This window comes from Ectobacillus polymachus (assembly GCF_048159605.1).
Taxonomy (GTDB): domain Bacteria; phylum Bacillota; class Bacilli; order Bacillales; family Bacillaceae_G; genus Ectobacillus; species Ectobacillus polymachus.
This window is the reverse complement of record NZ_JBLREB010000001.1, coordinates 532767-554730: the sequence shown is the minus strand read 5'-3', so window position 1 is coordinate 554730 and position 21964 is coordinate 532767. Positions and strand designations below refer to the sequence as shown.

Here is a 21964-nt window from a genome sequence, read left to right as displayed (position 1 = left end):
GCACGCTACTTGCATATAGAAAAAGTGAACCACACTCAAAATAAAAAGGGGGATGCTTTATATGTCTACAAATCAGCAAAACAGAACGATGAGAGCAGCCGTTGTGAATGAGTTTAATCAGCAGCTTGAAATTAAGGAAGTTCCTGTTCCAGAAATCGAGTATGGAGAAGTTCTTGTAAAAATTAAGGCGTGCGGAGTTTGTCATACTGACTTACATGCTGTGCACGGGGACTGGCCTGTAAAACCGAAGCTTCCTCTTATTCCAGGTCATGAAGGAGTTGGAATCGTCGAAGAAGTTGGAGAAGGTGTAACTTCGATTAAGGCAGGAGATCGGGTTGGGATTCCGTGGCTTTATTCAGCCTGTGGCGAATGTGAATACTGTTTAACGGGTCGCGAAACGTTATGTCCGCATCAATTGAATGCAGGTTATTCCGTTGATGGCGGCTATGCCGAATATTGCAAGGCACCTGCAAACTATGTAGTAAAGATTCCAGATAATCTTGAATTCGCAGAAGTTTCCCCTATTTTCTGTGCAGGAGTAACGACCTATAAAGCGTTAAAAGTATCTGACGCAAAGCCAGGTGACTGGGTAGCGATTTTTGGCATCGGCGGTCTCGGTCATGTTGCACTGCAATATGCAAAAGCAATGGGCTTTAATGTCATTGCCGTTGATATTCAAGACGACAAGCTTGAGCTAGCAAAGGAATTAGGAGCTGACCTTACGATTAACGGATTAAACGTCAATCCGGTACAAGCCATTCATGAGAAGGTAGGCGGCGTTCAATCAGCCATTAGCGTAGCTGTTGCAAAAAGACCATTTGAACAAGCGTACCAATCTGTAAAACGTGGCGGAACATTAGTAGTAGTCGGACTTCCTAACGATGAATTACCAATTCCAATTTTTGATACAGTGCTAAATGGAGTAACAGTAAAAGGTTCGATTGTTGGTACGAGAAAAGATTTAATAGAAGCCCTATCATTTGCGGCCCAAGGTAAGGTCCGCACAAATATTGAAACCCAACCGCTAGATGCGATTAATGATGTTTTTCATCGTATGGAAACGGGCAAGATTAATGGACGTGTTGTCCTAACCTTGTAATATGGTACAGTGCTGCTTCGTCGATAAGCCTTTTTATAGATATCAAGTAGATTAGGAGAGATGATGATGACAAACACAGGTACAACAAAAACAGGATTAAGTCCGAGATTAATAGCCTTTTTAACGGGTGTGAAAAAACTCTATATTAACGGAGAATGGGTAAACTCTCTTTCTGGAAAAACGTTTGAAACATTGAATCCAGCTACTGGGGAAAAACTTGCTGACGTGGCAGAGGCGGATCCGAATGATATCGATTTAGCTGTACGGGCAGCACGAGAGGCATTCGATCATGGACCATGGTCAAGAATGAGCGCATCTGAAAGAAGTCACTTAATCTATAAACTAGCTGATCTTATGGAGGAGCATAAACTTGAGCTAGCACAACTTGAAACATTGGATAACGGAAAGCCGATTCGAGAAACCTCGAATGCTGACATTCCACTAGCAATTGAACATTTCCGCTACTTTGCAGGTTGGGCAACAAAAATGACTGGACAAACTATTCCTGTGAATGGCAACTATTTCAACTATACACGCCATGAAGCAGTTGGAGTTGTTGGACAAATTATTCCGTGGAACTTCCCATTATTAATGGCTACTTGGAAACTTGGCGCGGCTCTTGCGACTGGCTGTACGGTCGTATTGAAGCCTGCTGAACAAACACCGTTATCTGCTCTGTATTTAGCCCAATTAATGGAGGAAGCAGGATTTCCAAAAGGTGTAGTCAATATTGTTCCTGGGTTTGGAAAAACAGCTGGTGCACCGCTTGTTGATCATCCACTCGTCGACAAAATAGCATTTACCGGTTCTACAGCGGTTGGAAAATATATTATGCGCCAAGCAAGTGACTCCTTAAAACGCGTAACATTAGAGCTTGGCGGAAAATCGCCAAACATTATTTTACCGGATGCTGATCTTACTAGTGCGGTTCCAGGATCGTTAATGGGCATTATGTTTAACCAAGGACAAGTATGCTGTGCTGGCAGCCGCTTATATGTACAAAAGGATATGTATGACAATGTGGTAGCAGATTTAGCTTCACTTACGAAAACAATTAAACAAGGTAATGGTTTATCCAAGGAGACAACAATGGGACCTCTTATTTCCAAAGCGCAACAAGATCGTGTGAAAACTTACATCGATAAAGGAATTGAAGAAGGTGCGGAAGTGTTAGCAGGTGGTACGATTCCATTTGACCAAGGCTATTTTGTTGCCCCTACCATTTTTGCAGATGTCAATCATTCGATGACGATTGTAAAAGAAGAAATCTTTGGACCGGTGGTCGCGGCAATGCCGTTTGATGATATTGATGATCTGATTGCAAAGGCAAATGATACGTATTACGGGCTAGCAGCCGGTGTTTGGACGCAGGATATTAAGAAAGCCCATTACGTAGCACATCGCATTAAAGCCGGAACGGTGTGGGTAAACTGCTACAACGTCTTCGATGCAGCAAGTCCGTTTGGCGGTTATAAGCAATCAGGAATTGGCCGTGAAATGGGTAGCTATGCACTTGAAAACTATACAGAAGTGAAAAGCGTCTGGATTAACATGGACTAACCTTTTCTGGGTAAAGTGTACGATTATGCAAATATATAGTAATATCTATACCAAAATATAGTTGAAGTATAATATTGCTGGTTTTAGGTTTTGGTATATGTACGAAAACCTTACGAAATCTTATTATTGAAAAAGGCGAGGTTTAAAGTATGAACCTCGCCTTTTTCAATGTTTTTACCACTACAAATTCCCTACAATTTCACTTCACATAGCGATACAAAGAATCTTGATTGAATACTTTGAAAGCTGATCAATGGATTATTTGTTAAAACAAATAGAAGGTTTGTGAAAGCTTGTACTTAAAGTAACGTTCAGTTTAGTTTAAGTACATTTCTTCACAAAGTAGAAAAAACTGATTTCCCCTTTTTATCGACTACTTTTTAAATGTAATTTTTGGTAAAATTACCAAATATATATTCCTTGTTTGATATGATTATGCTGAAGTTTATATATGTGAGAGGTGATTGGTTTGTTAGGTTGGTGGGCTTGGAGTTTAGGTGGTCTAGGTATTATTGCATCTTTTATTGGTTCAATCTTTATTTTTATGGAATATGTAAAATCGGCCCCAAGACAATCCATGATTAAATGGGGATTTGGGCTCCTTTCATTAGGTCTTTTGTTTCAAGTTATTGCATGGGGATTGAATACGCCACACTAGTATTTGATTAATGTACTTAAACAATCCGTGGCTTATCTTCAATAAGTTTTTTATAGGAAAGCCGTCTCATTCAGCACAGCACGCTGAATAAAAATTTTGTCTGTAGTTTAAGAATACCACCAATATTGAATTATCACTTAGTAGGACAACTTCAAGTTATACTTTGTTGTAAGCTAGATGGGCATGTGGCGGTGCCCCTTATTGTTTATTTTTGGAAGATAATAGGCAGTTATTTAGACTGCGAATAAGCTTCACAAAAGAACAGTACAACATACTAATACTCTAGAGATTTATTTAAGGTAAGGTGGTGTTTTAAATGTATAATCAGACAGTATACTCCTATAGAAATAATGATCAGCAATTGGAGCGTCAATTTCCAAGTTTACCAGTGCCCTCGTTTCCTGGACCACCAGGTTTACCAGGACCTGAGTTTGCGGGACCATCAGGTTTTCCAGGACCTGAGTTTGCAGGACCATCAGGTTTTCCAGGTATACCCGGATCACAAATTCCACAAGCTCCAACTGCTCCTCCTCCACCATTTATTCCTCAACAAGCAGCTGCTTCACCATTTGCTGTTGACCCAGGAGCAATTAGGTTGTGCCAGTTTCGTAATACTTATATATGGCTCAGCAATGGTGAAGGGTTTTGGTTTTATCCCATTTTCGTAGGTCCAAGATCTGTTGCTGGTTTTAGATGGAATGGTCGTTCCTGGATGATTTTTGGTATTGATACAAGGAGAATTATTTCGTTTACGTGTTTTTAAAAACTTTAATTTTCGAGGGCGATGCTTGTATAAGGGCATCGCCTTTTTTTATGCTGCAAAAAAATTTTTCTTATATTCGGCAAAAAGAAAACAGGAATTTACATATTTTACGGATAAATTAGTATAAATATAATTTACATATAGGAGATTGCGATGAGAATTACGAAATTTGTCACACCTGAAATTATATTTGGTAAAAATGCGATCAAGCAAGCCGGTGATGCTTGCTTACGGCTTGGTGCAAAGAAAGTGTTAATCGTCAGCGATAAAGGAGTTGCGAATGTTGGCTGGTTAGAAACTGTGATGGTAATTTGTAAAGAGGCACAGTTGTCTTTCGCCACTTTTTTAGATGTGAGGGTTAATCCAGACGATGCAGTTGTTCTCGCTGGAAGCCGTGCGTTTATCGAGAATGAATGTGATGCAATTCTTGGTGTAGGCGGAGGCAGTGTACTAGATGTTGCTAAGGCCATTGCCATTCTTGTAACAAATGGCGGAACCATTTCCGACTATGAAGGAGTCGATAAAATCGAAAAGCCTCTCCCCCCTATGATTATGATTATGACCACGGCTGGCTCGGGCTCTGAAGTTTCTCAGTTTTCCGTTATTGTAGATTCAGTACGTAAGAAAAAAATGACGATCATTTCAAAAACATTGGTTCCAGACATCGCTATTGTCGACCCCTACACACTCGTCACCAAGGATAGTTTCTTAACCGCTTCAACTGGAATGGACGTGCTTACTCATTCTATTGAAGCGTTTGTCAGTATTGCAGCAACCCCCCTTACGGATGTGCAAGCAAAAAATGCCTTATCGCTTGTCGCTACCTATTTACGGCCGTCTGTTGCCTCCAAAACAAACGAAGAGGCAAAAGAAGCAATGGCGATGGCAAGCTTGCAGGCCGGACTTGCCTTTTCTAATGCGATCTTAGGCGCAGCTCACGCCATTTCCCATGCAATTGGCGGAAAATTCCCGTTATCACACGGGGAAATTAATGCAATTTTACTTCCGCATGTTATGGAGTTTAATATGATTGCTTCTCCGAAAAGGTTTGCGACCATTGCAACCTGTATGGGTATTGATACGAGAGGATTAACCGAGCGTGAAGCTGGTAATGCAGCGATTCAATTTGTTAAAGATCTTTCTGCCGATATTGGAACACCCAAATGGCTTCGTGAGGTAAATATTACAGAGGAAGACCTTGAACAGATTAGCAATTCGGCTTTAGAGGATGCCTGTATGATTACAAATCCTCGCGATATGGATCTTATAAAAATGAAACAGTTACTTCATAATGCATTATAAGGTGGTGAAGCATGTTGCTAGAGGACAAACAAGACATGATTGCCCTCTTAACGGGCGTTAAATCCTCGAAAAAAAATTATTATACCGAACTGAAACAAACTGTTACACAATTGCGCAAGAAAAATATGCAGCTTGAAATTATGAATGAAATAATGAAGAGCATCAAAATTGATATGTCCCTTGATGACATTTTAAAAAATATGATACATAAATTAAATGTACTCGTTCCGTTTGACCGTCTCGGCTTATTACTTTTTCAGAATGAACGACTTACCTTAACCAATGTCTATCCCGATCATAGTCATATGCTAGAAATTGGAGCTATAGTACCAAACGAGAATTCACTTTATTGGTCTTCTTTATCAACACGGCAAATTATTTTAAAGCGTTTACAAGACACTGCTGATTACGACTTTTACGAAAAAACCTATCTTACTGCACTTCATCTAAAAACGATTTTAGTATTGCCTATCTATAGCAAAAACAAAAAAATTGCTGTACTAAGTATTGGACGGAACTCTGAAACGGAATGGGAAATCGATGATCTTGCTTTTCTTGAACAACTTAGCACACATCTTGCTGTTAGTATCGAAAACACCCAATTGTATCATGAAGTGCTTCGTGCCAAGCAGGAATGGGAAGACACTTTTAAAGCAGTAGAAGATATGATCATTGTATTTGACCAAGATGGACATATACTTCGCTACAATGACTCTGTCCAAGCTTTCTTCCATTGCCAGGAGCAATCCATCGATTTTATGCTAGAAAAAGCATGTCAAACACTGGTTATGGAAACATTTCACCAAGGAAAACCCGGCTATAAGGAAATCTATTTTGAAGAGCAGACAACGTGTGAGCTGCATACCTACCCCGTACACAATCATAAACAGGAAGTATATGCCGTGATTGCGTACATGAAGGACGTAACCGAAAAGAGAAAACTAGAAGTGCATCTGCTCCACTCTGGAAAGCTTGCCGCCATAGGTGAAATGGCGGCAGGTGTTGCCCATGAATTAAATAGTCCTTTAACCGCAATTCTTGGTAATTCTCAGCTATTACTTCGCGATATAGCAAGCGATTCACCATCCTATACACTGCTCTCTGACATTAAAAATTGCGGCGTTCGCTGTAAACAAATCATTAAAAGTCTTCTTACCTTTTCCAGGCAGGATACGTACACTTTCTCTTCCTGTTCCTTAAATGAAGCGGTAGAGCAAGTATTGAATCTACTCAAATATCAAATAGAGGATCAGCAAATCAAAATACAAACCCTTCTTTCAGACTACTTGCCTATGATTGAAGCAAGCCAGCCGCAAATAGAACAAATCATCATTAATTTGCTATTAAATGCAAAAGATGCCCTAACAGTTGCAGAAAAGAAAGAAATCATCATTGAAACATCGTTACAGCCTAATGAAGTCCATTTATCGGTTACGGATAATGGCATTGGTATTGAAGAAAATAGACTTTCCGAAATATTTCATCCGTTTTATACAACGAAAGAATCAGAAAAAGGCACCGGACTCGGCCTATCCGTCAGCATCGGAATTGCAAAAGCACATGGCGGAACCATTGATGTGATAAGCACGCTAAATAAGGGAAGCACATTCACCTTAAAGCTTCCTTTACAGCGAGACCCCATAAACCCATAACGCGAAACCTATCTACATAATGCTAATGTGAGAGGTGATACAATGACAAATCTATTAATTGTAGACGACGAAAAGGAAATTGGCACATTTCTCTCTCACCTATTTCGTTCGAAAGGATATCAAGTAACCTTTGTTAATAGTGGAAAGGCTTTTTCCAACCTTGATTTTACAAAGCATTTGTTTCAAGCTGCTATGATTGATTTAAAACTACCAGATGCGGATGGTCTTTCACTACTACAACACCTAAAAAAACTACAGCCGATGTGTAAAGCGATTATTATGACAGGCTACAGTACGATTCAAACTGCTGTTGATGCCATTAAACTAGGAGCGAGTGATTATTTAGAAAAGCCATTTGAGGATATCGATCTACTGGAAAAACAGCTGGATCAGCTCCTTCTGTCGAATATAAACGTTACCCAAAAGCATATGAGAGAATTAGCGAGTGAAGTAGGACTTATCGTCGGACAGAATAAAGACATGAATCAATTGATTCAAACTGCCTACCGCGTTGCCCAGAAGCAGGTCAATGTATTAATTGAAGGAGAAACAGGTACAGGAAAAGAATTATTATCTCGCTTTCTCCATCACGCTAGCCCGCGTAGTCATGAATCGTTTATTGGCGTCAATTGCGGCGCTATCTCGGAATCATTATTAGAAAGCGAACTTTTCGGGCATGAAAAAGGAGCCTTCACAGGTGCAGCCAATCAGCGGAAAGGGCTATTTGAAATTACGAACAAGGGCACGCTATTTCTAGATGAAATCGCAGAAGCATCCCCTGCAATTCAAGTGAAGCTGCTTCGTGTACTCGAAACACGCGAATTCATGCGTGTCGGAAGTGAAGCGATATTACGGACAAATACTCAAATCATTGCAGCTACAAACGAAGACCTGCAGGAATTCGTACGGCAAAAAAAATTTCGGGAAGACTTATATTACCGCCTGAATGTCGTTCATTTGCAAATTCCCCCTCTGCGTGCCCGCAAAGAAGACATTCCCTTACTCTTGCAGCATTGCCTTCAACGTCACCCAAATGTAAACATCACCTTTTCTGAAGAGGCAATGAAAATACTGCAAAATTATGATTGGCCCGGAAATATACGAGAGCTATCAAATTTTATTACGCGGGTCGTTGCGTTATCCGATTCCAGCCATGCAGTTATAACGGCCCATGAAGTAATGAAACATATGAAAGTACAATCTCCCCCTATTTCTAGAATAGAACCCTTACCTACTGTAACAGGGGAAAGTTATTTAGCTCTTCTCTTACAGGAATGGACCGATGAGATTCTTACTACTTTCAACCAAAAAGAAGAGCTTGATTTAGACGAAGTGCTCGCTCAAGTGAAACAACTCGAATCCGAGATTGGCAAAGCTTTTATCGTAAGAACGCTCCAACATACGCTTGGAAACAGAAAAGAAGCAGCCAAACGACTGCAAATTACGGTGAGAAAGCTACGTTATTTATTAAACGAAAAAAGTTCAGAATTAGAAAAGAATACATGAAAAAGAAGCGAGCCAGTCTTACCAATGGTTCGCTTCTTTACTCTTTTGCATTTCACGACCTTCTACTCACAAACACATATCTGTCTTGAAAAGGTTCCCTTTTTTGCTACGCAGCGGTCTGTAATCGTAAAACCTGCTTTTTCAATCATTTCATCTGCCACTTCAATCATAATAACAATTACTTTTTTCGTAAAGCGACGCGCATGCTGCAGAATTGCGAACTGATCCTCATAAGTAGCGTGGGTAAACAGATTGTATGGCATATCAAGAATAGCAACGTCATAGTCCTTCGTTACCTCTGCAATCGGTCCCAGTGTTACATTTGCAGTAAGACCAAAATAGGCAAGGTTCTCTCTTGTACCGCTTGTCACAAGCGGATTAATATCACGGCCGTCCATATCAATCCCCATAGATCTCGCTTCTACTAATACGGTCCCAATCCCGCAACAAGGATCAATTGCCTTGACGCCCTCCGGCTTTGGTACCGCTATATTTGCAACAGCTCGTGCTACTCTAGTGCTTAAAGCCGTAGAATACATGCGCGGTTTTTTCACATGCTGAAACCAAACCGATTCGGCCTGCACATACGGGCCAAAGTACCAGCGACCTTCAAATGGAACAATGCCAAATACTCGCTCTGGATGGTGAACATCTGCCTCCCCGTTCATGTTGGCTCCAATTTTCCGTTCAATATTACGCCGCTCATTGTATTCGATTTTCTGTTCTTCACCGAGATCATTAATCTTAACAAAAATAATTTTAAAAGTTGCTCCCTTTAATTCGACTTGTCCCACCTGATTGATAATATCAAACAGCTCGTCCCCTTCGAACATAACCTGAATCCGTTCTTTCATAAACGGACTGCGACTCGGATCAATCTCAATCTCGCTCTTTAAAATATAAGATGCCGTGTCCCTTCCGAAAAAAGCGCGCATCTCCATTTGGCAAAGGGAAAGTTCTTCCTCACGGCAAGCAAAAGTATATAAATACGCCGGTTTTTGTCTCTTTCTTTCCAACCTGATACACTCCCTGCAAACAGACAATAAGCTGAGGAGATGAGGCCTCAGCTTATTGTCTGTTCTTTATTTATAAAAAACTTTGTCCACATTGCATTTCGCATGAAGCTTATTAATAATGTACGTTTCATAAATTTCTCGTTCCATCGGATCCTCAACTAGGCAAACAGCAATTTTCGTTATCTCGTCTCGGTTCATTTTCACTACAGAAACGGAATCTTCAAAATGCTTTTTAATACGAGGTCTTAGCTTTCTTGCCTTCCCAACAAACAATAGCTCTTTGTCTTTGTTATAAAACATAAAGATGCCACCCTTATCTCTTGGAATCAGGTGAAAATCCGTAAATCCATATATATTACTTCCTTCAGGATCCTTTTGTTTGGAAATGGTAACATCCGGTTTAGGTATTTGAATATTGATCACGATAGCTCACGTCCTCTTTTCATATAGAGGTACATAATAGCATAAGTTTAAGAGAAAATCCAGTGAACTACCTACCACTTAAACTCTTACGATTTTTGAAGTGGGGGCTTCTCGACTTATCGTTGCTTATAGTAGCAAGGCGAAAACTGACCAAGCTAACCCTCTTATTCCAAGAGTTTATCTCCTTACGCTAACGCTACTATGCGTAATCCTTCCCTTTTGATATTGATAGAAGCATTCCAGTCCTTGTCTGCCACATAACCACATTCACAGTGGAATGTAAGCTCAGAAAGAGATAATTCTTCTTTTACTCGCCCACAACCGGAACATGTTTTAGAAGAAGGAAACCACCCTCCTTTCCATGTCCTTGATGAATAGTTTGAGTAATCTCCCTTTTAAAAGCTATGTATTGTAATTTAATTATAAACATATATAACACTTGTATTCCCTTCCTTTTTCTGTTATATTGAATAAGAATTATTTTTGTTCGGTAATAATCGATAAGTGATAAGCTTTCCATTTTAAAGATTTGAGCAAGGATAGTAACACATTGTGTGCAGAGCACACTAGGAGGACACAATAATGGAACAAGGTAAAGTTAAGTGGTTTAATGCAGACAAAGGTTTTGGTTTTATTGAACGTCAAGGTGGAGACGATGTATTCGTGCATTTCTCAGCTATCCAAAGCGAAGGTTTTAAATCTTTAGATGAAGGTCAAGCTGTTACTTTTGAAGTAGAACAAGGCCAACGCGGACCTCAAGCTACAAACGTTCGTAAAGCATAATTATAACTAACGTCTTTTAAACAGACTCTTTTGGGGAGTCTGTTTTTTTTATTCTCTTTCTTCTTTCAATCCCCTCTGCATCAATAAAAAAAGCTGACTCAGAAAGTCATTGACTTATCCATAATTTCCAAATATCGTTAATAAAAAGATTGAATAAAGGAGACGAGTCATGAAACGAAAAATCGGATGTTTACACGCTCATCATTCTAATATCGCCTATATTGAACAAGCACTTTCTTTATACAATATAGAATGTATTCATTTTGTGGATCCTGGACTTATGTATCATCATAATTGGAATGAAACAAGCTTACAAAACAAAGTGAAAGAACAGCTGGCATGGATTGAAGGATGCGATTTTGATGCCATTGTTATTACATGTACGAATTATATTGCTATTTTAGGAGAAGCGTCTTCCCTATCCGTACCTATTATTAAAATTGATGAACCATTTTTTGCAACGATTTGTGAAGTTCAGAAGCCATTGGCCATGTTTTTTACAAATCCAGAAACAGTTTCTGGCACCACCAAACGATTGCAAGAGTATGCTAGTCGTATGAAAACATCCTTAGATGTAGAAATCATTCTGATAGACGGTGTATTTGATCTTCTCATGCAAGGCCAAATAGAAGAATATAAAAGTAGCGTAGCAAAATCTCTAAATCAATTCCAAGCTAGTAACAAAATCCTATCAGTGGCTCAGCTATCAATGGTCGATTCAGCCAATGAAGTTCAAAAAACAAACTCCATTACAATCATTAATCCGCTCGATTCTCTGGCTACCCTTCTAAACAAGTGTATTTTCTAATTCCATTATATATTTACAAACTTACTTCACTTCTTACGAAACGAATATATAGTAAAATAAATGTAGATTGACCTTACATAGTTGCTTTTCAAAAAGGTGGGTTAGCATGAAAAAATGGGTATCAGCAAACGAGAAAAGAAGTTTCCTAAAATGGTTTTTAGAGTCGCATCGATTGAAGCGAACGGAAGCACGAAAAGTACTGGAATATATCCTCAACAAGCCTCCTATTCTTGAAAACGTGTCCTTTGCCGATCAAATTCAATGGAATAGGAAAACAATCGTAATATCGAGTACACAATCTGATGAACCTGGCTTTGAATTTTACTATAATAAGCGGAAAACGGAAGATGTCGCATTCGTCTTAGGGGAGCTCATGGCACATCCATCTGAGCGAATCTATTTAATTATTCATTTCTACGGAAAAAGATCCAATTATCGTTATTTACAAGTAATCGAATCCCCTGCTATTGATAATTTACGACAATATCGCCAGCATGAGAAGGACGCTAAGGAAGCAGATGCGATGATTGAAAAACTAACAGCCATTCAAGGACGACAACACATCAAAAAACAAATTGACGAAGCACTTGATGCAAACAACGAGCCGTTATTTCATTCTCTCGTAGAAAAATTAAATCAGTTACCAAAGATTTAAATGATTTTTTACATCCTTTTCTCACTCCTTTTGTTATAATGTTAAAATAATCAGAAATTTCAGGAGATGATGAATTTGAATTTACATGTAGCAAAAGAAGCAGGATATTATGGAGAATTTGGCGGTAGCTTTGTCAACGATGATTTAAAACATGTGCTTTCCATCTTAGAAGAACAGTTTAACAAATATAAAAATGATCCCACATTCGAAGAAGAATTAAAATTTTATTTAAAAGAATACGTAGGGCGTGAAAATCCTCTCACCTATGCAAAAAATTTAAGTGACCAAATCGGCGGGGCAAAAATTTATTTAAAACGCGAAGATTTAAATCATACTGGTGCTCATAAAATCAACAATGCAATTGGACAAATCTTACTTGCTAAACGTATGGGCGTAAAACGGGTTATTGCCGAAACAGGTGCTGGCCAGCACGGGGTTGCCACTGCTACAGCGTGTGCACTTTTTGATATGGACTGCACCATTTATATGGGAAAAGTAGATACTGAGCGTCAGGCATTGAATGTATTTCGCATGGAATTGCTAGGTGCCAAGGTTGTACCGGTTGAGAAAGGACAAGGACGCCTCAAAGATGCTGTGGACGTTGCTCTGCAGGATTTAGTCGAGAATTATGAAAACACATACTATTTATTAGGCTCAGTTGTTGGGCCGCATCCATTCCCTACGATCGTCAAACATTTTCAATCGATAATTAGTGAGGAATCCAAACGTCAAATATTAGAAAAGGAAGGAAAATTACCTACAGCGGTTCTTGCTTGCGTTGGCGGAGGAAGCAATGCAATCGGAGCTTTCGCTCACTACATCGATGATCCCGCTGTTCGCTTAATTGGGGTAGAACCAGCTGAAGCAGCTGCTGTTTCAGAAGGCGTATCTGCCATTATTCACGGATTTAAATGTTTAACTTTGCTAGACGAGGAAGGAAATCCGAAACCAACGTATTCGATTGCTGCTGGGTTAGACTACCCAGGAGTTGGTCCTGAGCATAGTTATTTACACACAATCGGACGAGCCGAATATGTAACTGTTACAGGACAAGAAGCATTAGAAGCCTTCCAACTATTATCTAAAAAAGAAGGAATCATTCCAGCGCTCGAAAGCTCCCACGCAGTTGCTTATGCAATCAAACTTGCAAAAGAGCTAACAAAAGACGATATTCTCATTGTAAACTTATCCGGTCGCGGCGACAAAGACGTAGAACAAGTTCATGAGATGCTTAAGTTAAAATAATAAGAAAAAGAGCCTGACAAAAACAGGCTCTTCTTTCATTCCAATTCCATATTACAATTTACAAGAACCATCCGAACATTGTGCATCAGCAGTATTATTATCTCCAACTACTTTCAATGGCTGAGTACTTTGTTCCTCTTTCCAAACTGTTTCCATTACTTCTAAAAATACTTCTGACGATTGTGCGCCTGATACTGCATACTTTCGGTTAAATACAAAGAATGGGACACCTTGCACGCCTAATTCTTGTGCTTCTTGTTGTTCGCTACGTACTTCACTTCGGTAGGTTCCTTCTGTAAGAATGCGCTGCACGTCGTCTTTATTTAGTCCGATTTCTTCTGCAAGGTTAAGTAAATTTTCCTGTTCGCCCACATCAGATGAGTCGGTAAAATATGCTTTCATTAGACGTTGCATCATTTCCGTCATTTTCCCTTGCTCTTTTGCATAGTGGCTAAGACGATGGGCATCTTCGGTATTCGTTAGAACAATACCGTCCATATTAAAATCAAGTCCAAGCTCCTTTGCTTGATTAGCAATATTCTCATTATTTGCCTTCGCTTGTGCAACGGGCATGCCATATTTTTCTGCGATGGCTTCATGAATGTTTTGCTTAGATCCTTTTACAGCACCAGGACTTAATTGAAAACTTTTAAACACCAATTGCACATCTTCATTATGATCAAATTGCTCTAAAGCAATATCAAATCTTTTTTTACCAATATAACAAAACGGACAAGCAATATCAGACCAAACTTCTACTTTCATCTGTATCCCCTCTTTTCTTTATAATAGTTTTATTATGAAATGGAACAACTTCCAAATGCAAATGATTACTCCTAACTAAGAAGGTATGGCTTCATTCGAATCCATACCTTTTTGATTACCGATGCGCTTCTTTCACCTTTAATCGCTTACCCTTTATCGTTGTATATTCCATAGATTTTAAAACCAATGGACCTTTTCCGTTTAAAATATCGACGTAGGTAAAATGATCCTGAATCGCAATAATTCCGATGTCATCTACAGTCATACCCGGAATTTTAGCAATGGTCCCTACAAAATCGACAGCCCTCAATTTTTTATTTTTTCCACCATTAAAATACAGCTTCATAATGTCTTGATTGAGCTCTGCACTTCTATCTTGTTTTAGTTGCGGACGCTTGTTCATTTTTACCTCAAAGGCAGCTTGGCATCTATCCACTTCCTCCTTGGAAGGAGCTACTCTTCTTGTTATCGCAAAGCCAAGATACTGCTGAATTTCTTCTATATAGGATTCCTCATTAGGAGTAACAAAGGAAATGGCTTTTCCTTCTTTTCCTGCACGGCCTGTTCTCCCAATTCGGTGCACATAGCTTTCTTTTTCCAGCGGCAAATCGTAGTTAATGACATGCGTTATATTTTCAATATCAATGCCTCTTGCTGCAACATTTGTAGCAACTAGGTAACGAAATTTACCTCTTTTAAAATCGTTCATTACCGCGAATCGATCCTCTTGTACCATTCCACCATGAATTTCATCACATGAATACTGTTGGTTCTCTAAATACTCCCATACATGATCTACTTGTTCCTGTGTTCGGCAAAAGATGATACAACTATCGGGGTTTTCGACGATTGTAATATTCCGTAGAAGATCGAGCTTGTCCTCTTCCTTTACTTCCAATAGCGAGTGCTCAATTCGTAATGTCGATGTTTCTGCCGGATGTATGTTTATTTGGGCTGGATTGTTCAAATATTGATGACAAAGAGTTTCAACATCCTTTGGCAAGGTTGCCGAAAAAACCATCGTAACTCTAGTTGTAGGCAATGCTTGCAAAATAGCTTCCACTTGATCGAGGAAGCCCATACTTAGCATTTCATCAACTTCGTCAATCACGAGAAATTTCAGTTTTTCTAACGTAAGGGTCCCCTTTTCAATATGATCGAGTACTCGGCCCGGCGTTCCTACAACGACGTGTGTTTTTTGCTTGAGTTCAAGCTTTTGCGAAGCAAAGGATTGCTTTCCATAAATGGCTGTTGCTTTTATTCGCTTCAATCGGCCAATTTGAGAAATATCCTCCTTCACCTGAGCCGCAAGCTCGCGTGTAGGCGTAAGGATTAACGCTTGGGGCTTATTTTCTTGCCATTCAATTCTTTCACAAATAGGGATACCAAAAGCTGCTGTCTTCCCGCTTCCCGTTTGCGATGTAACAATTACATCTTTTTCTTTAAGTGCCTCTGGAATAACCTTTTGCTGTACTTCTGTTGGAACCTCATAATGTAAGAGGGCAAGCGCCTGAATGATTTCCTCACTTAGTGAATAATCGGTAAAATATTGACTCATAGGATAACCTCGTTTTGTTGTAATAGTTTCTTTTTAAAATACAACTTTCCTATGTTTTATTATAATGGAAGTTTCCCTATAAAAACATGAATAACGAGATTCAAAAAAAGACTGGCTCATGCAAGTCATATTTCCATGACTCATTCAGCCAGCCTCATTCTTATTTCCTATCATTACGCTTGTTTAACAGCTTGAAGTTCAATAGAAATCTTCACTTCGTCTCCGATTAATACACCGCCCGTTTCCAGTGCAGCGTTATATGTTAGGCTGTAATCACTTCGTTTTAACTTTCCTTCTACAGCAAAGCCAGCTTTTTCATTTCCCCATGGATCTTTTCCTGATCCTTCATATGTTACATCAAATGTTTCAGCACGAGTAATTCCATGAAGAGTTACATCGCCAGTCATTTCATATTCATTTTCACCAGTTTTTACAATGCTAGTTGCTACAAATGTTAGCTTTGGAGTCTCTTCCACATTAAAGAAATCAGCGGAACGTAAATGGTTATCACGATCTGTGTTACGAGTATTGATGCTTTCTAAATCAACCGTAAAAGTAATAGCAGCAGTTGTTAAATCTGTTGGATCTGCTTCGATTTCTGCACTGAAAGATTCAAAAGCACCTTTAACCTTAGAAATCATCATATGTCTAATTGAAAAATCTACATCCGTATGTGCTGGATCTAAAGCCCATTTTGTCATTGTCATTTTTAAATACCCCCATTTTTATTTTAATACGTTTTAATCAACGATATAATTCCTTATTACAACTCTTATTATATTTACTTACTTTAAGTATGTCAATTACTAAATTGAATAAACTATTATTTTATGTGTTAATATCATAATAACAGGAATAATCATCATTACATGTAAAAAAGGTATGGATTCTTTCGATTCCATACCTTTTCTACATGTATTATTATGCTGTCTTTTTTGCTATATGTCTTATTTTTTTAGTATATCGTGATCTGCGTATCGTTCTCCGTTCATCTGACTAATTACATTCACGGCTACTTTTGCTCCATCTCCAGCAGTGATAATCGTGTGAAGGCTTACACCAGCTACTGTGCCTGCTGCCCAAATGCCATCTACATTTGTTTTCCCTTCTGCATCTACATCAAGAACTGTCTTAATTCGCGGTTCCGTTCCTGGTTTTGTTTTCAATCCAATGCTTTCTGCAAGATCAAGGGATACTCCTGTTGCAAGAATGACATGCCCGGCTTCATATGATCCATTTTCTGCTTGGATTTGAAATCCGGATTCCGCTTTAACAATATTGGTAACCTTATCTTCAACAAGTTCTGCTCCAAACTTACTTGCTTGTTTTTTTCCTAGTTCAAGCAGTTCAGGCCCTGAAATTTCTAGTACCCCATAATGATTTTCAATCCATGCGCGGTTTGTCATACTTTTACCATGATCAAGTACTACTGTCTTTTTTCCAGCTCTTGCAGCAAACAGTGCTGCACTTGCTCCTGCAGAACCAGCTCCTATAATCGCAATATCATACATGTTACACCGCTCCCTTTTATCTTTTTTGACACACATCATGTAACTAAGTTGTACTTTCTAAGTTGTATGTATAAGTGTTTCTTACCTAGGTAAAAAACTCTTATATCAATCGTATTCTTTATAGATTAGATAGTCAATTTTTCTGCCCTGCACTACTCGTAAAACTTGTTTTTACAAAAGAAAAAGGTATAGATTCTTTCGATTCCATACCTTTTCTACATCTATTATTCCGTTATACTATTTTGCATCTGATGCCGAACCATATTGTAATATGCCCCCTTCTCTTCTAGCAAAGAAGAGTGGCTGCCTTGCTCTACAATTTCCCCGTGGTCAATCACCATAATCGCATCTGCATCTCGTATCGTATTTAGCCTATGGGCGATGATAAAGCTCGTACGTCCTTTCATAATTTGCAGTAAAGCATCTTGAATATGAAGTTCCGTACGCGTATCAATGCTACTTGTCGCCTCATCTAAAATAAGAATCGAAGGCTTTGCCAGAATTACCCTTGCAATCGCTAGCAGCTGTCTTTGGCCTTGACTCAAATTCCCACCGTTCTCTGCCAATGATGTATCATATCGATCAGGTAGACGCTTAATAAATTCATCTGCATTTGCCATTTGTGCTGCATCTTCTACCTCATCATCGGTAGCTTCAGGGTTCCCATATTTAATATTTTCCTTTATCGTGCCGGAAAATAAATACGTATCCTGCAGGACAATGCCAAAGCATCTTCTCACACTATCTCTTGTATAATCGCGAATATCCCTTCCATCAATCGTAATTCTCCCAGCTGATACGTCATAGAAACGGGTAAGCAAATTCACAATCGTCGTCTTACCTGCCCCCGTCGGTCCGACAAGTGCCGTACTGCTGCCTTCGTCTGATGTAAAGCTAATATGCTTTAAGATGGGTACATCCGAACGATAGCCAAAGCTTACATCTTCAAACACGACTTGCCCTTTTGGATTCATTAAGGCAACAGCATCCGGGACGTCTGGCTTCTCCTCTTCTTCATCAAGAACTTCAAATACCCGCTCTGCACCAGCTAGACCCGATTGTAACGTATTAAAAATATTTGCAAGGTCATTTAGCGGCCGAACAAACTGTCTAGAATAGCTGAGAAAGCTTGCAATCACCCCAACCGTAATCATACCTTTCACAGCGAGTATTCCGCCGACAATCGCAACCATTGCAAAACCAATATTATTGATCACATTCATAATGGGCATTAAAAATCCTGACCAAATTTGCGCCTTCATTCCTACATTGCAAAGCTCTTTATTTACCTCATCAAATTCCTCAATTGCTTTATCTTCATGGTTAAAGGCTTTGACAACATTCCAACCTGAAATCGTTTCTTCGACATGACTGTTTAGCATTCCGAGCTGCATCTGCTGCCCTTTAAAGAGTACACTTGTTTTTTTAGCAATCATCCGCGTAAGGAAATACACCATAGGAACCGTAATGAGACTTGCTAGCGTCAAAAGTGGACTAAGTACAATCATCATGACGAAGGAGCCAGTCAGTACAATAACACCAGACATCAGCTGTGTAGTTGACTGTGAGATCGTCGTGCTTACATTATCGATGTCATTCGATAAGCGGCTCATAATATCTCCATTTGGCCGTGTATCAAAAAAACCAACCGGTAACTTTTGCAGCTTATCAAATAAGGTTTTTCTTAAATTCATAACAATTCGTCCGGAAACACCCGCCATCAGCCAGCCTTGTAAAAACGTAAGAACAGCATCCATAAAGTATGCCAGTACTAATGCCGTAATAGCATTGCCAAGCATCCCGAAATTCACATTTCTAGCAGGTGTCATAGCATCGACTGAACGGCCGATTAAATACGGCGCTGCAAGTGTGAGCAATGAATCAAAAATAATAAATAAAAAAATAAGCAGTAAAAGCTTTTGTTCCTTTCCTAAAAAAAGCCACAAACGCTTGAATGTTCCTTTTGCATTTTTCGGTTTTACAACAGGGCCTCTTCCCCGATGTCCGCCAAAGCTCCCGCCAGGTCGCATTCCTCTTCCAGGTAAAGACGCCTGTTGCATAGGCTGTTGTGTTTCTTTTGACCGGGCCATCCTTACACCACCTTGCCTGCTTGAGATTGAGCAATTTCCTGATACATGCTGCAGCTCTTAACTAGCTCTTCATGCTTACCCATACCTACGATTTCACCGTGATCTAATACAAGAATCTTGTCTGCATCCATAACCGAGCTAATCCGCTGGGCAATAATAAGGCGTGTAACCGAAGTATAGGCAGCTAGCGATTTCTTAATTCTTCCTTCTGTCGCTACATCGACAGCACTCGTCGAATCATCTAAAATAAGAATTTCCGGCTTTCTTACAATCGCCCGCGCAATGGCAAGCCGCTGTTTCTGCCCACCAGAAAGATTCACACCGCCTTGACCTATTTTCGTTTCATAGCCTTCCGGGAAGGAAGTGATAAACGCATGTGCCTCGGCCATCTTTGCGGCTTGCAAGAGTTCTTCTTTTGTCGCATCTTGCTTACCCCATCGTATGTTATCGAGAATGGTACCTGTGAATAGAACATTTTTTTGTGGGACAATCGCGATTTTATCTCGCAATCTTTTCGGATCTATCTCCCTTATGTCTTCTCCATTTATTTTGATACAGCCAGACGTTGCATCATAAAAACGCGGAATTAAATTTACAAGGCTACTTTTTCCTGCGCCTGTTGAGCCAATAATTCCAACTGTTTCCCCAGGCATGCAGTGAAAGGTTATATGACTAACAACAGGGTCGCCTCCCTCATAAGAAAAACTGACATCTTCAAATTCAATTTTTCCTGTTAATGGTGCGCTGTCCTGCTCACTCCAGGTCATCTGATTTTCCTGTGAAAACACTTCACCAATCCGATTATAGGAAGCTCTCGCCCGCACAAACATTGTTAACACCATCGAAATAATCATCAAGGAAAATAATATTTGCGTAATATAGTTAATGAATGCAATAACATGGCCTACCTGCATATTTCCTTGACTTACGCCAAGTCCTCCAAGCCAAAGTACCGCCACAATTCCAAGATTCACGGTAAGCGCAATTGCTGGGTTAAAACCAGCCATAACACGCAGAGCGGTAATGGATCTGTTTTGATATTCCTCATTTACTGCCTTAAATTTATCAACCTCGTAATCAAAACGGTTAAAAGCTTTGACAACCCGAATACCAGACAAATACTCTCTTATCACACGATTGACACGATCCAAAGCGCCTTGTACTTTAATAAAAAACGGAAATCCGATTCTCATGTTTAACCAAATAAGCGCGGCAACGATTGGAACAATAACCGCTAGCACAACGGCTAAATGAGGGTTTAAACGAATAGCCAAAATCAGACTTCCGATTCCAATTAAAGGCGCCTTCACAAAAATCCGCATAAGTCCATTCACAAACATTTGAACCTGTGTCACATCATTGGTTAACCTTGTAATCAAGGAAGCACGATCAAATTCATCCATATTCGCAAATGATAGTGATTGAATTTTCCGAAACAAATCTGCACGCAAATCTGTTCCAAAATGCTGCGAAACATAGCTGGATATAACATTCCGCATTGAAGCAAAAACTGCACCAAGCAACGTAATGATCAGCATAATCCCGCCGTATTTCAACACATAATTCATATCTTTATTGGCGATGCCAATATCAATGATTTTCGATAATAATGTTGGCTGCATCAGGTCACACAATGCTTCAAACGTTAAAAAAGCAATCGCTACGCTAAAAGGCTTCCAATAAGCCTTAATATATTTACGGTGCAAATTCATATTACCCCCATAGTCTATATACAGACTTTTGTTTTCATTCTACCAATCTCGCGAATCCGAAGCTATCCACACTTCCGTGAAAATATGTGATTCCCAGGTGGTACTCTTATATAAATGTCACATATGTAAACGTTCTATTCAAAAGGAATACCACCTTCCTATTCACCACTCGATTTCTCTTACATTTCTTCTTAGCTTTCGTTATAATATGTACAATCACATGTCAGAATAATCCGAATTTTATACCAAGAGAGGAGAAATGCTCTATGAACGATCCAATCCGTCAAAAAAAGCTTGAAGTCACAAATCAAGCGAAAATAAACCAATTTTTATCCGAAGCTAAAACAGGCTATTTAGGACTCACAAATAAGGAGACGCCGTATGTTGTCCCGCTAAATTATATATGGTGGAAAGATGCCATTTACTTTCACGGGGCAGCGGAGGGACGAAAGACTGAGATGATAAAAGATAATGCCAATGCCTGTTTTACCGTAAGTGAGGAGAATGGTACGTTGGTCAATCCCATTCCGGCTCATACCGATACCGTCTATATGAGTGTTATCCTATTTGGTCTAGTCGAAATCGTGACTAGCCTAGAGGAGGCCACTGCTTCACTGCAGCAGCTGTTAAATAAATATGTTCCAGGCTACTACAACTCCCCCCTTGCCCAAAGCCACGTAGAAAAATATCAATCGTCACTTGGTAGTAAAACGGCGGTGTATAAAATCGTCCCTACTCACATTTCGGCAAAAGAAAACAAAGGAATCGAATCCAGCAAATTTTACCCTGGCCGTACCATTCAGGATGATCTGTAAAAAAAGCTGTCTGTTTTCATTACAGACAGCTTCCCTTTGCTTC

Annotated in this window: 20 protein-coding genes and 1 pseudogene; 12 read left to right on the top strand and 9 right to left on the bottom strand. The window is 39.5% G+C overall.

Going from position 1 to position 21964, the window contains the following annotated elements:
* The first annotated feature begins 88 nt into the window (after positions 1 to 88).
* From adhP to ACM5BR_RS02740, 7 genes are all read left to right on the top strand, one after another.
* Positions 89 to 1099: an alcohol dehydrogenase AdhP gene (gene adhP / locus ACM5BR_RS02770; RefSeq protein WP_416827817.1), complete on the top strand. Its 1011-nt coding sequence runs from the start codon at positions 89 to 91 to the stop codon at positions 1097 to 1099.
* A 66-nt stretch (positions 1100 to 1165) separates the two neighbouring features.
* Positions 1166 to 2659 (top strand): aldehyde dehydrogenase family protein, encoded by a 1494-nt coding sequence (locus ACM5BR_RS02765; RefSeq protein ID WP_416825662.1) that lies wholly within the window; start codon positions 1166 to 1168, stop codon positions 2657 to 2659.
* 469 nt (positions 2660 to 3128) lie between these two features.
* Positions 3129 to 3317, top strand: coding sequence for a hypothetical protein (locus tag ACM5BR_RS02760; RefSeq protein WP_416825660.1), 189 nt, complete (start codon positions 3129 to 3131; stop codon positions 3315 to 3317).
* Between the two features lie 316 nt (positions 3318 to 3633).
* Positions 3634 to 4080 carry a collagen-like protein gene (locus ACM5BR_RS02755; RefSeq protein WP_416825658.1) on the top strand — a complete coding sequence of 149 codons (447 nt, stop codon included), beginning with the start codon at positions 3634 to 3636 and terminating at the stop codon, positions 4078 to 4080.
* A gap of 153 nt (positions 4081 to 4233) precedes the next feature.
* Positions 4234 to 5382 carry an iron-containing alcohol dehydrogenase gene (locus ACM5BR_RS02750; protein ID WP_416825656.1) on the top strand — a complete coding sequence of 383 codons (1149 nt, stop codon included), beginning with the start codon at positions 4234 to 4236 and terminating at the stop codon, positions 5380 to 5382.
* Between the two features lie 11 nt (positions 5383 to 5393).
* Positions 5394 to 7034, top strand: a complete 1641-nt coding sequence (locus tag ACM5BR_RS02745; RefSeq protein ID WP_416825655.1) for a sensor histidine kinase — start codon at positions 5394 to 5396, stop codon at positions 7032 to 7034.
* Between the two features lie 42 nt (positions 7035 to 7076).
* Positions 7077 to 8540, top strand: coding sequence for a sigma-54-dependent transcriptional regulator (locus tag ACM5BR_RS02740; RefSeq protein ID WP_416825654.1), 1464 nt, complete (start codon positions 7077 to 7079; stop codon positions 8538 to 8540).
* 62 nt (positions 8541 to 8602) lie between these two features.
* Here ACM5BR_RS02740 and ACM5BR_RS02735 read toward each other — a convergent pair whose 3' ends face one another.
* The 3 genes and pseudogenes from ACM5BR_RS02735 to ACM5BR_RS02725 form a co-directional block, all read right to left on the bottom strand.
* The gene (locus tag ACM5BR_RS02735) at positions 8603 to 9556 is read right to left on the bottom strand and encodes a TRM11 family SAM-dependent methyltransferase (RefSeq protein WP_416825653.1); all 954 of its coding nucleotides are present in this window, start codon (positions 9554 to 9556) and stop codon (positions 8603 to 8605) included.
* Between the two features lie 66 nt (positions 9557 to 9622).
* Positions 9623 to 9979: a nucleotide excision repair endonuclease gene (locus ACM5BR_RS02730; protein WP_416825652.1), complete on the bottom strand. Its 357-nt coding sequence runs from the start codon at positions 9977 to 9979 to the stop codon at positions 9623 to 9625.
* A gap of 185 nt (positions 9980 to 10164) precedes the next feature.
* A pseudogene (locus ACM5BR_RS02725) lies at positions 10165 to 10317 on the bottom strand (zinc ribbon domain-containing protein); the annotation flags it as partial.
* A gap of 244 nt (positions 10318 to 10561) precedes the next feature.
* Here ACM5BR_RS02725 and ACM5BR_RS02720 point away from each other — a divergent pair.
* From ACM5BR_RS02720 to trpB, 4 genes are all read left to right on the top strand, one after another.
* Positions 10562 to 10762, top strand: coding sequence for a cold-shock protein (locus tag ACM5BR_RS02720; RefSeq protein ID WP_416825651.1), 201 nt, complete (start codon positions 10562 to 10564; stop codon positions 10760 to 10762).
* A 169-nt stretch (positions 10763 to 10931) separates the two neighbouring features.
* Positions 10932 to 11570: a hypothetical protein gene (locus ACM5BR_RS02715; protein WP_416825650.1), complete on the top strand. Its 639-nt coding sequence runs from the start codon at positions 10932 to 10934 to the stop codon at positions 11568 to 11570.
* A 106-nt stretch (positions 11571 to 11676) separates the two neighbouring features.
* On the top strand, positions 11677 to 12225 hold the full coding sequence (locus tag ACM5BR_RS02710; RefSeq protein WP_416825649.1) for a YpiB family protein: 549 nt from the start codon (positions 11677 to 11679) through the stop codon (positions 12223 to 12225).
* 75 nt (positions 12226 to 12300) lie between these two features.
* Positions 12301 to 13470: a tryptophan synthase subunit beta gene (trpB, locus tag ACM5BR_RS02705; RefSeq protein WP_416825648.1), complete on the top strand. Its 1170-nt coding sequence runs from the start codon at positions 12301 to 12303 to the stop codon at positions 13468 to 13470.
* A 51-nt stretch (positions 13471 to 13521) separates the two neighbouring features.
* On the opposite strand, the gene ACM5BR_RS02700 is transcribed toward trpB, so the two are convergent.
* From ACM5BR_RS02700 to ACM5BR_RS02675, 6 genes are all read right to left on the bottom strand, one after another.
* Positions 13522 to 14235, bottom strand: coding sequence for a DsbA family oxidoreductase (locus ACM5BR_RS02700; RefSeq protein ID WP_416825647.1), 714 nt, complete (start codon positions 14233 to 14235; stop codon positions 13522 to 13524).
* A 115-nt stretch (positions 14236 to 14350) separates the two neighbouring features.
* Entirely contained in the window at positions 14351 to 15793 is a 1443-nt protein-coding gene (locus ACM5BR_RS02695; protein WP_416825646.1) for a DEAD/DEAH box helicase, read from the bottom strand.
* Between the two features lie 173 nt (positions 15794 to 15966).
* Positions 15967 to 16500, bottom strand: a complete 534-nt coding sequence (locus ACM5BR_RS02690; protein WP_416825645.1) for a YceI family protein — start codon at positions 16498 to 16500, stop codon at positions 15967 to 15969.
* Positions 16501 to 16740: 240 nt separating this feature from the next.
* Complete coding sequence (locus ACM5BR_RS02685; protein ID WP_416825644.1) at positions 16741 to 17304, bottom strand: FAD-dependent oxidoreductase; 564 nt, start codon at positions 17302 to 17304, stop codon at positions 16741 to 16743.
* A 224-nt stretch (positions 17305 to 17528) separates the two neighbouring features.
* The gene (locus tag ACM5BR_RS02680; protein ID WP_416827816.1) at positions 17529 to 19364 is read right to left on the bottom strand and encodes an ABC transporter ATP-binding protein; all 1836 of its coding nucleotides are present in this window, start codon (positions 19362 to 19364) and stop codon (positions 17529 to 17531) included.
* A 32-nt stretch (positions 19365 to 19396) separates the two neighbouring features.
* Positions 19397 to 21106: an ABC transporter ATP-binding protein gene (locus ACM5BR_RS02675; protein WP_416825643.1), complete on the bottom strand. Its 1710-nt coding sequence runs from the start codon at positions 21104 to 21106 to the stop codon at positions 19397 to 19399.
* A 266-nt stretch (positions 21107 to 21372) separates the two neighbouring features.
* On the opposite strand from ACM5BR_RS02675, the gene ACM5BR_RS02670 reads away from it, so the two are divergent.
* Positions 21373 to 21921 carry a pyridoxamine 5'-phosphate oxidase family protein gene (locus ACM5BR_RS02670; RefSeq protein ID WP_416825642.1) on the top strand — a complete coding sequence of 183 codons (549 nt, stop codon included), beginning with the start codon at positions 21373 to 21375 and terminating at the stop codon, positions 21919 to 21921.
* Positions 21922 to 21964: the final 43 nt, after the last annotated feature.

Coding starts and splice junctions, on each gene's coding strand:
- ACM5BR_RS02670 (WP_416825642.1), top strand. CDS start 21,373: ATGAACGATCCAATCCGTCAAAAAAAGCTTGAAGTCACAAATCAAGCG.
- ACM5BR_RS02710 (WP_416825649.1), top strand. CDS start 11,677: ATGAAAAAATGGGTATCAGCAAACGAGAAAAGAAGTTTCCTAAAATGG.
- ACM5BR_RS02675 (WP_416825643.1), bottom strand. CDS start 21,106: ATGAATTTGCACCGTAAATATATTAAGGCTTATTGGAAGCCTTTTAGC.
- ACM5BR_RS02740 (WP_416825654.1), top strand. CDS start 7,077: ATGACAAATCTATTAATTGTAGACGACGAAAAGGAAATTGGCACATTT.
- ACM5BR_RS02755 (WP_416825658.1), top strand. CDS start 3,634: ATGTATAATCAGACAGTATACTCCTATAGAAATAATGATCAGCAATTG.
- ACM5BR_RS02750 (WP_416825656.1), top strand. CDS start 4,234: ATGAGAATTACGAAATTTGTCACACCTGAAATTATATTTGGTAAAAAT.
- ACM5BR_RS02700 (WP_416825647.1), bottom strand. CDS start 14,235: ATGAAAGTAGAAGTTTGGTCTGATATTGCTTGTCCGTTTTGTTATATT.
- ACM5BR_RS02690 (WP_416825645.1), bottom strand. CDS start 16,500: ATGACAATGACAAAATGGGCTTTAGATCCAGCACATACGGATGTAGAT.
- ACM5BR_RS02685 (WP_416825644.1), bottom strand. CDS start 17,304: ATGTATGATATTGCGATTATAGGAGCTGGTTCTGCAGGAGCAAGTGCA.
- ACM5BR_RS02715 (WP_416825650.1), top strand. CDS start 10,932: ATGAAACGAAAAATCGGATGTTTACACGCTCATCATTCTAATATCGCC.
- ACM5BR_RS02765 (WP_416825662.1), top strand. CDS start 1,166: ATGACAAACACAGGTACAACAAAAACAGGATTAAGTCCGAGATTAATA.
- ACM5BR_RS02720 (WP_416825651.1), top strand. CDS start 10,562: ATGGAACAAGGTAAAGTTAAGTGGTTTAATGCAGACAAAGGTTTTGGT.
- ACM5BR_RS02695 (WP_416825646.1), bottom strand. CDS start 15,793: ATGAGTCAATATTTTACCGATTATTCACTAAGTGAGGAAATCATTCAG.
- ACM5BR_RS02680 (WP_416827816.1), bottom strand. CDS start 19,364: ATGCAACAGGCGTCTTTACCTGGAAGAGGAATGCGACCTGGCGGGAGC.
- adhP (WP_416827817.1), top strand. CDS start 89: ATGAGAGCAGCCGTTGTGAATGAGTTTAATCAGCAGCTTGAAATTAAG.
- ACM5BR_RS02745 (WP_416825655.1), top strand. CDS start 5,394: ATGTTGCTAGAGGACAAACAAGACATGATTGCCCTCTTAACGGGCGTT.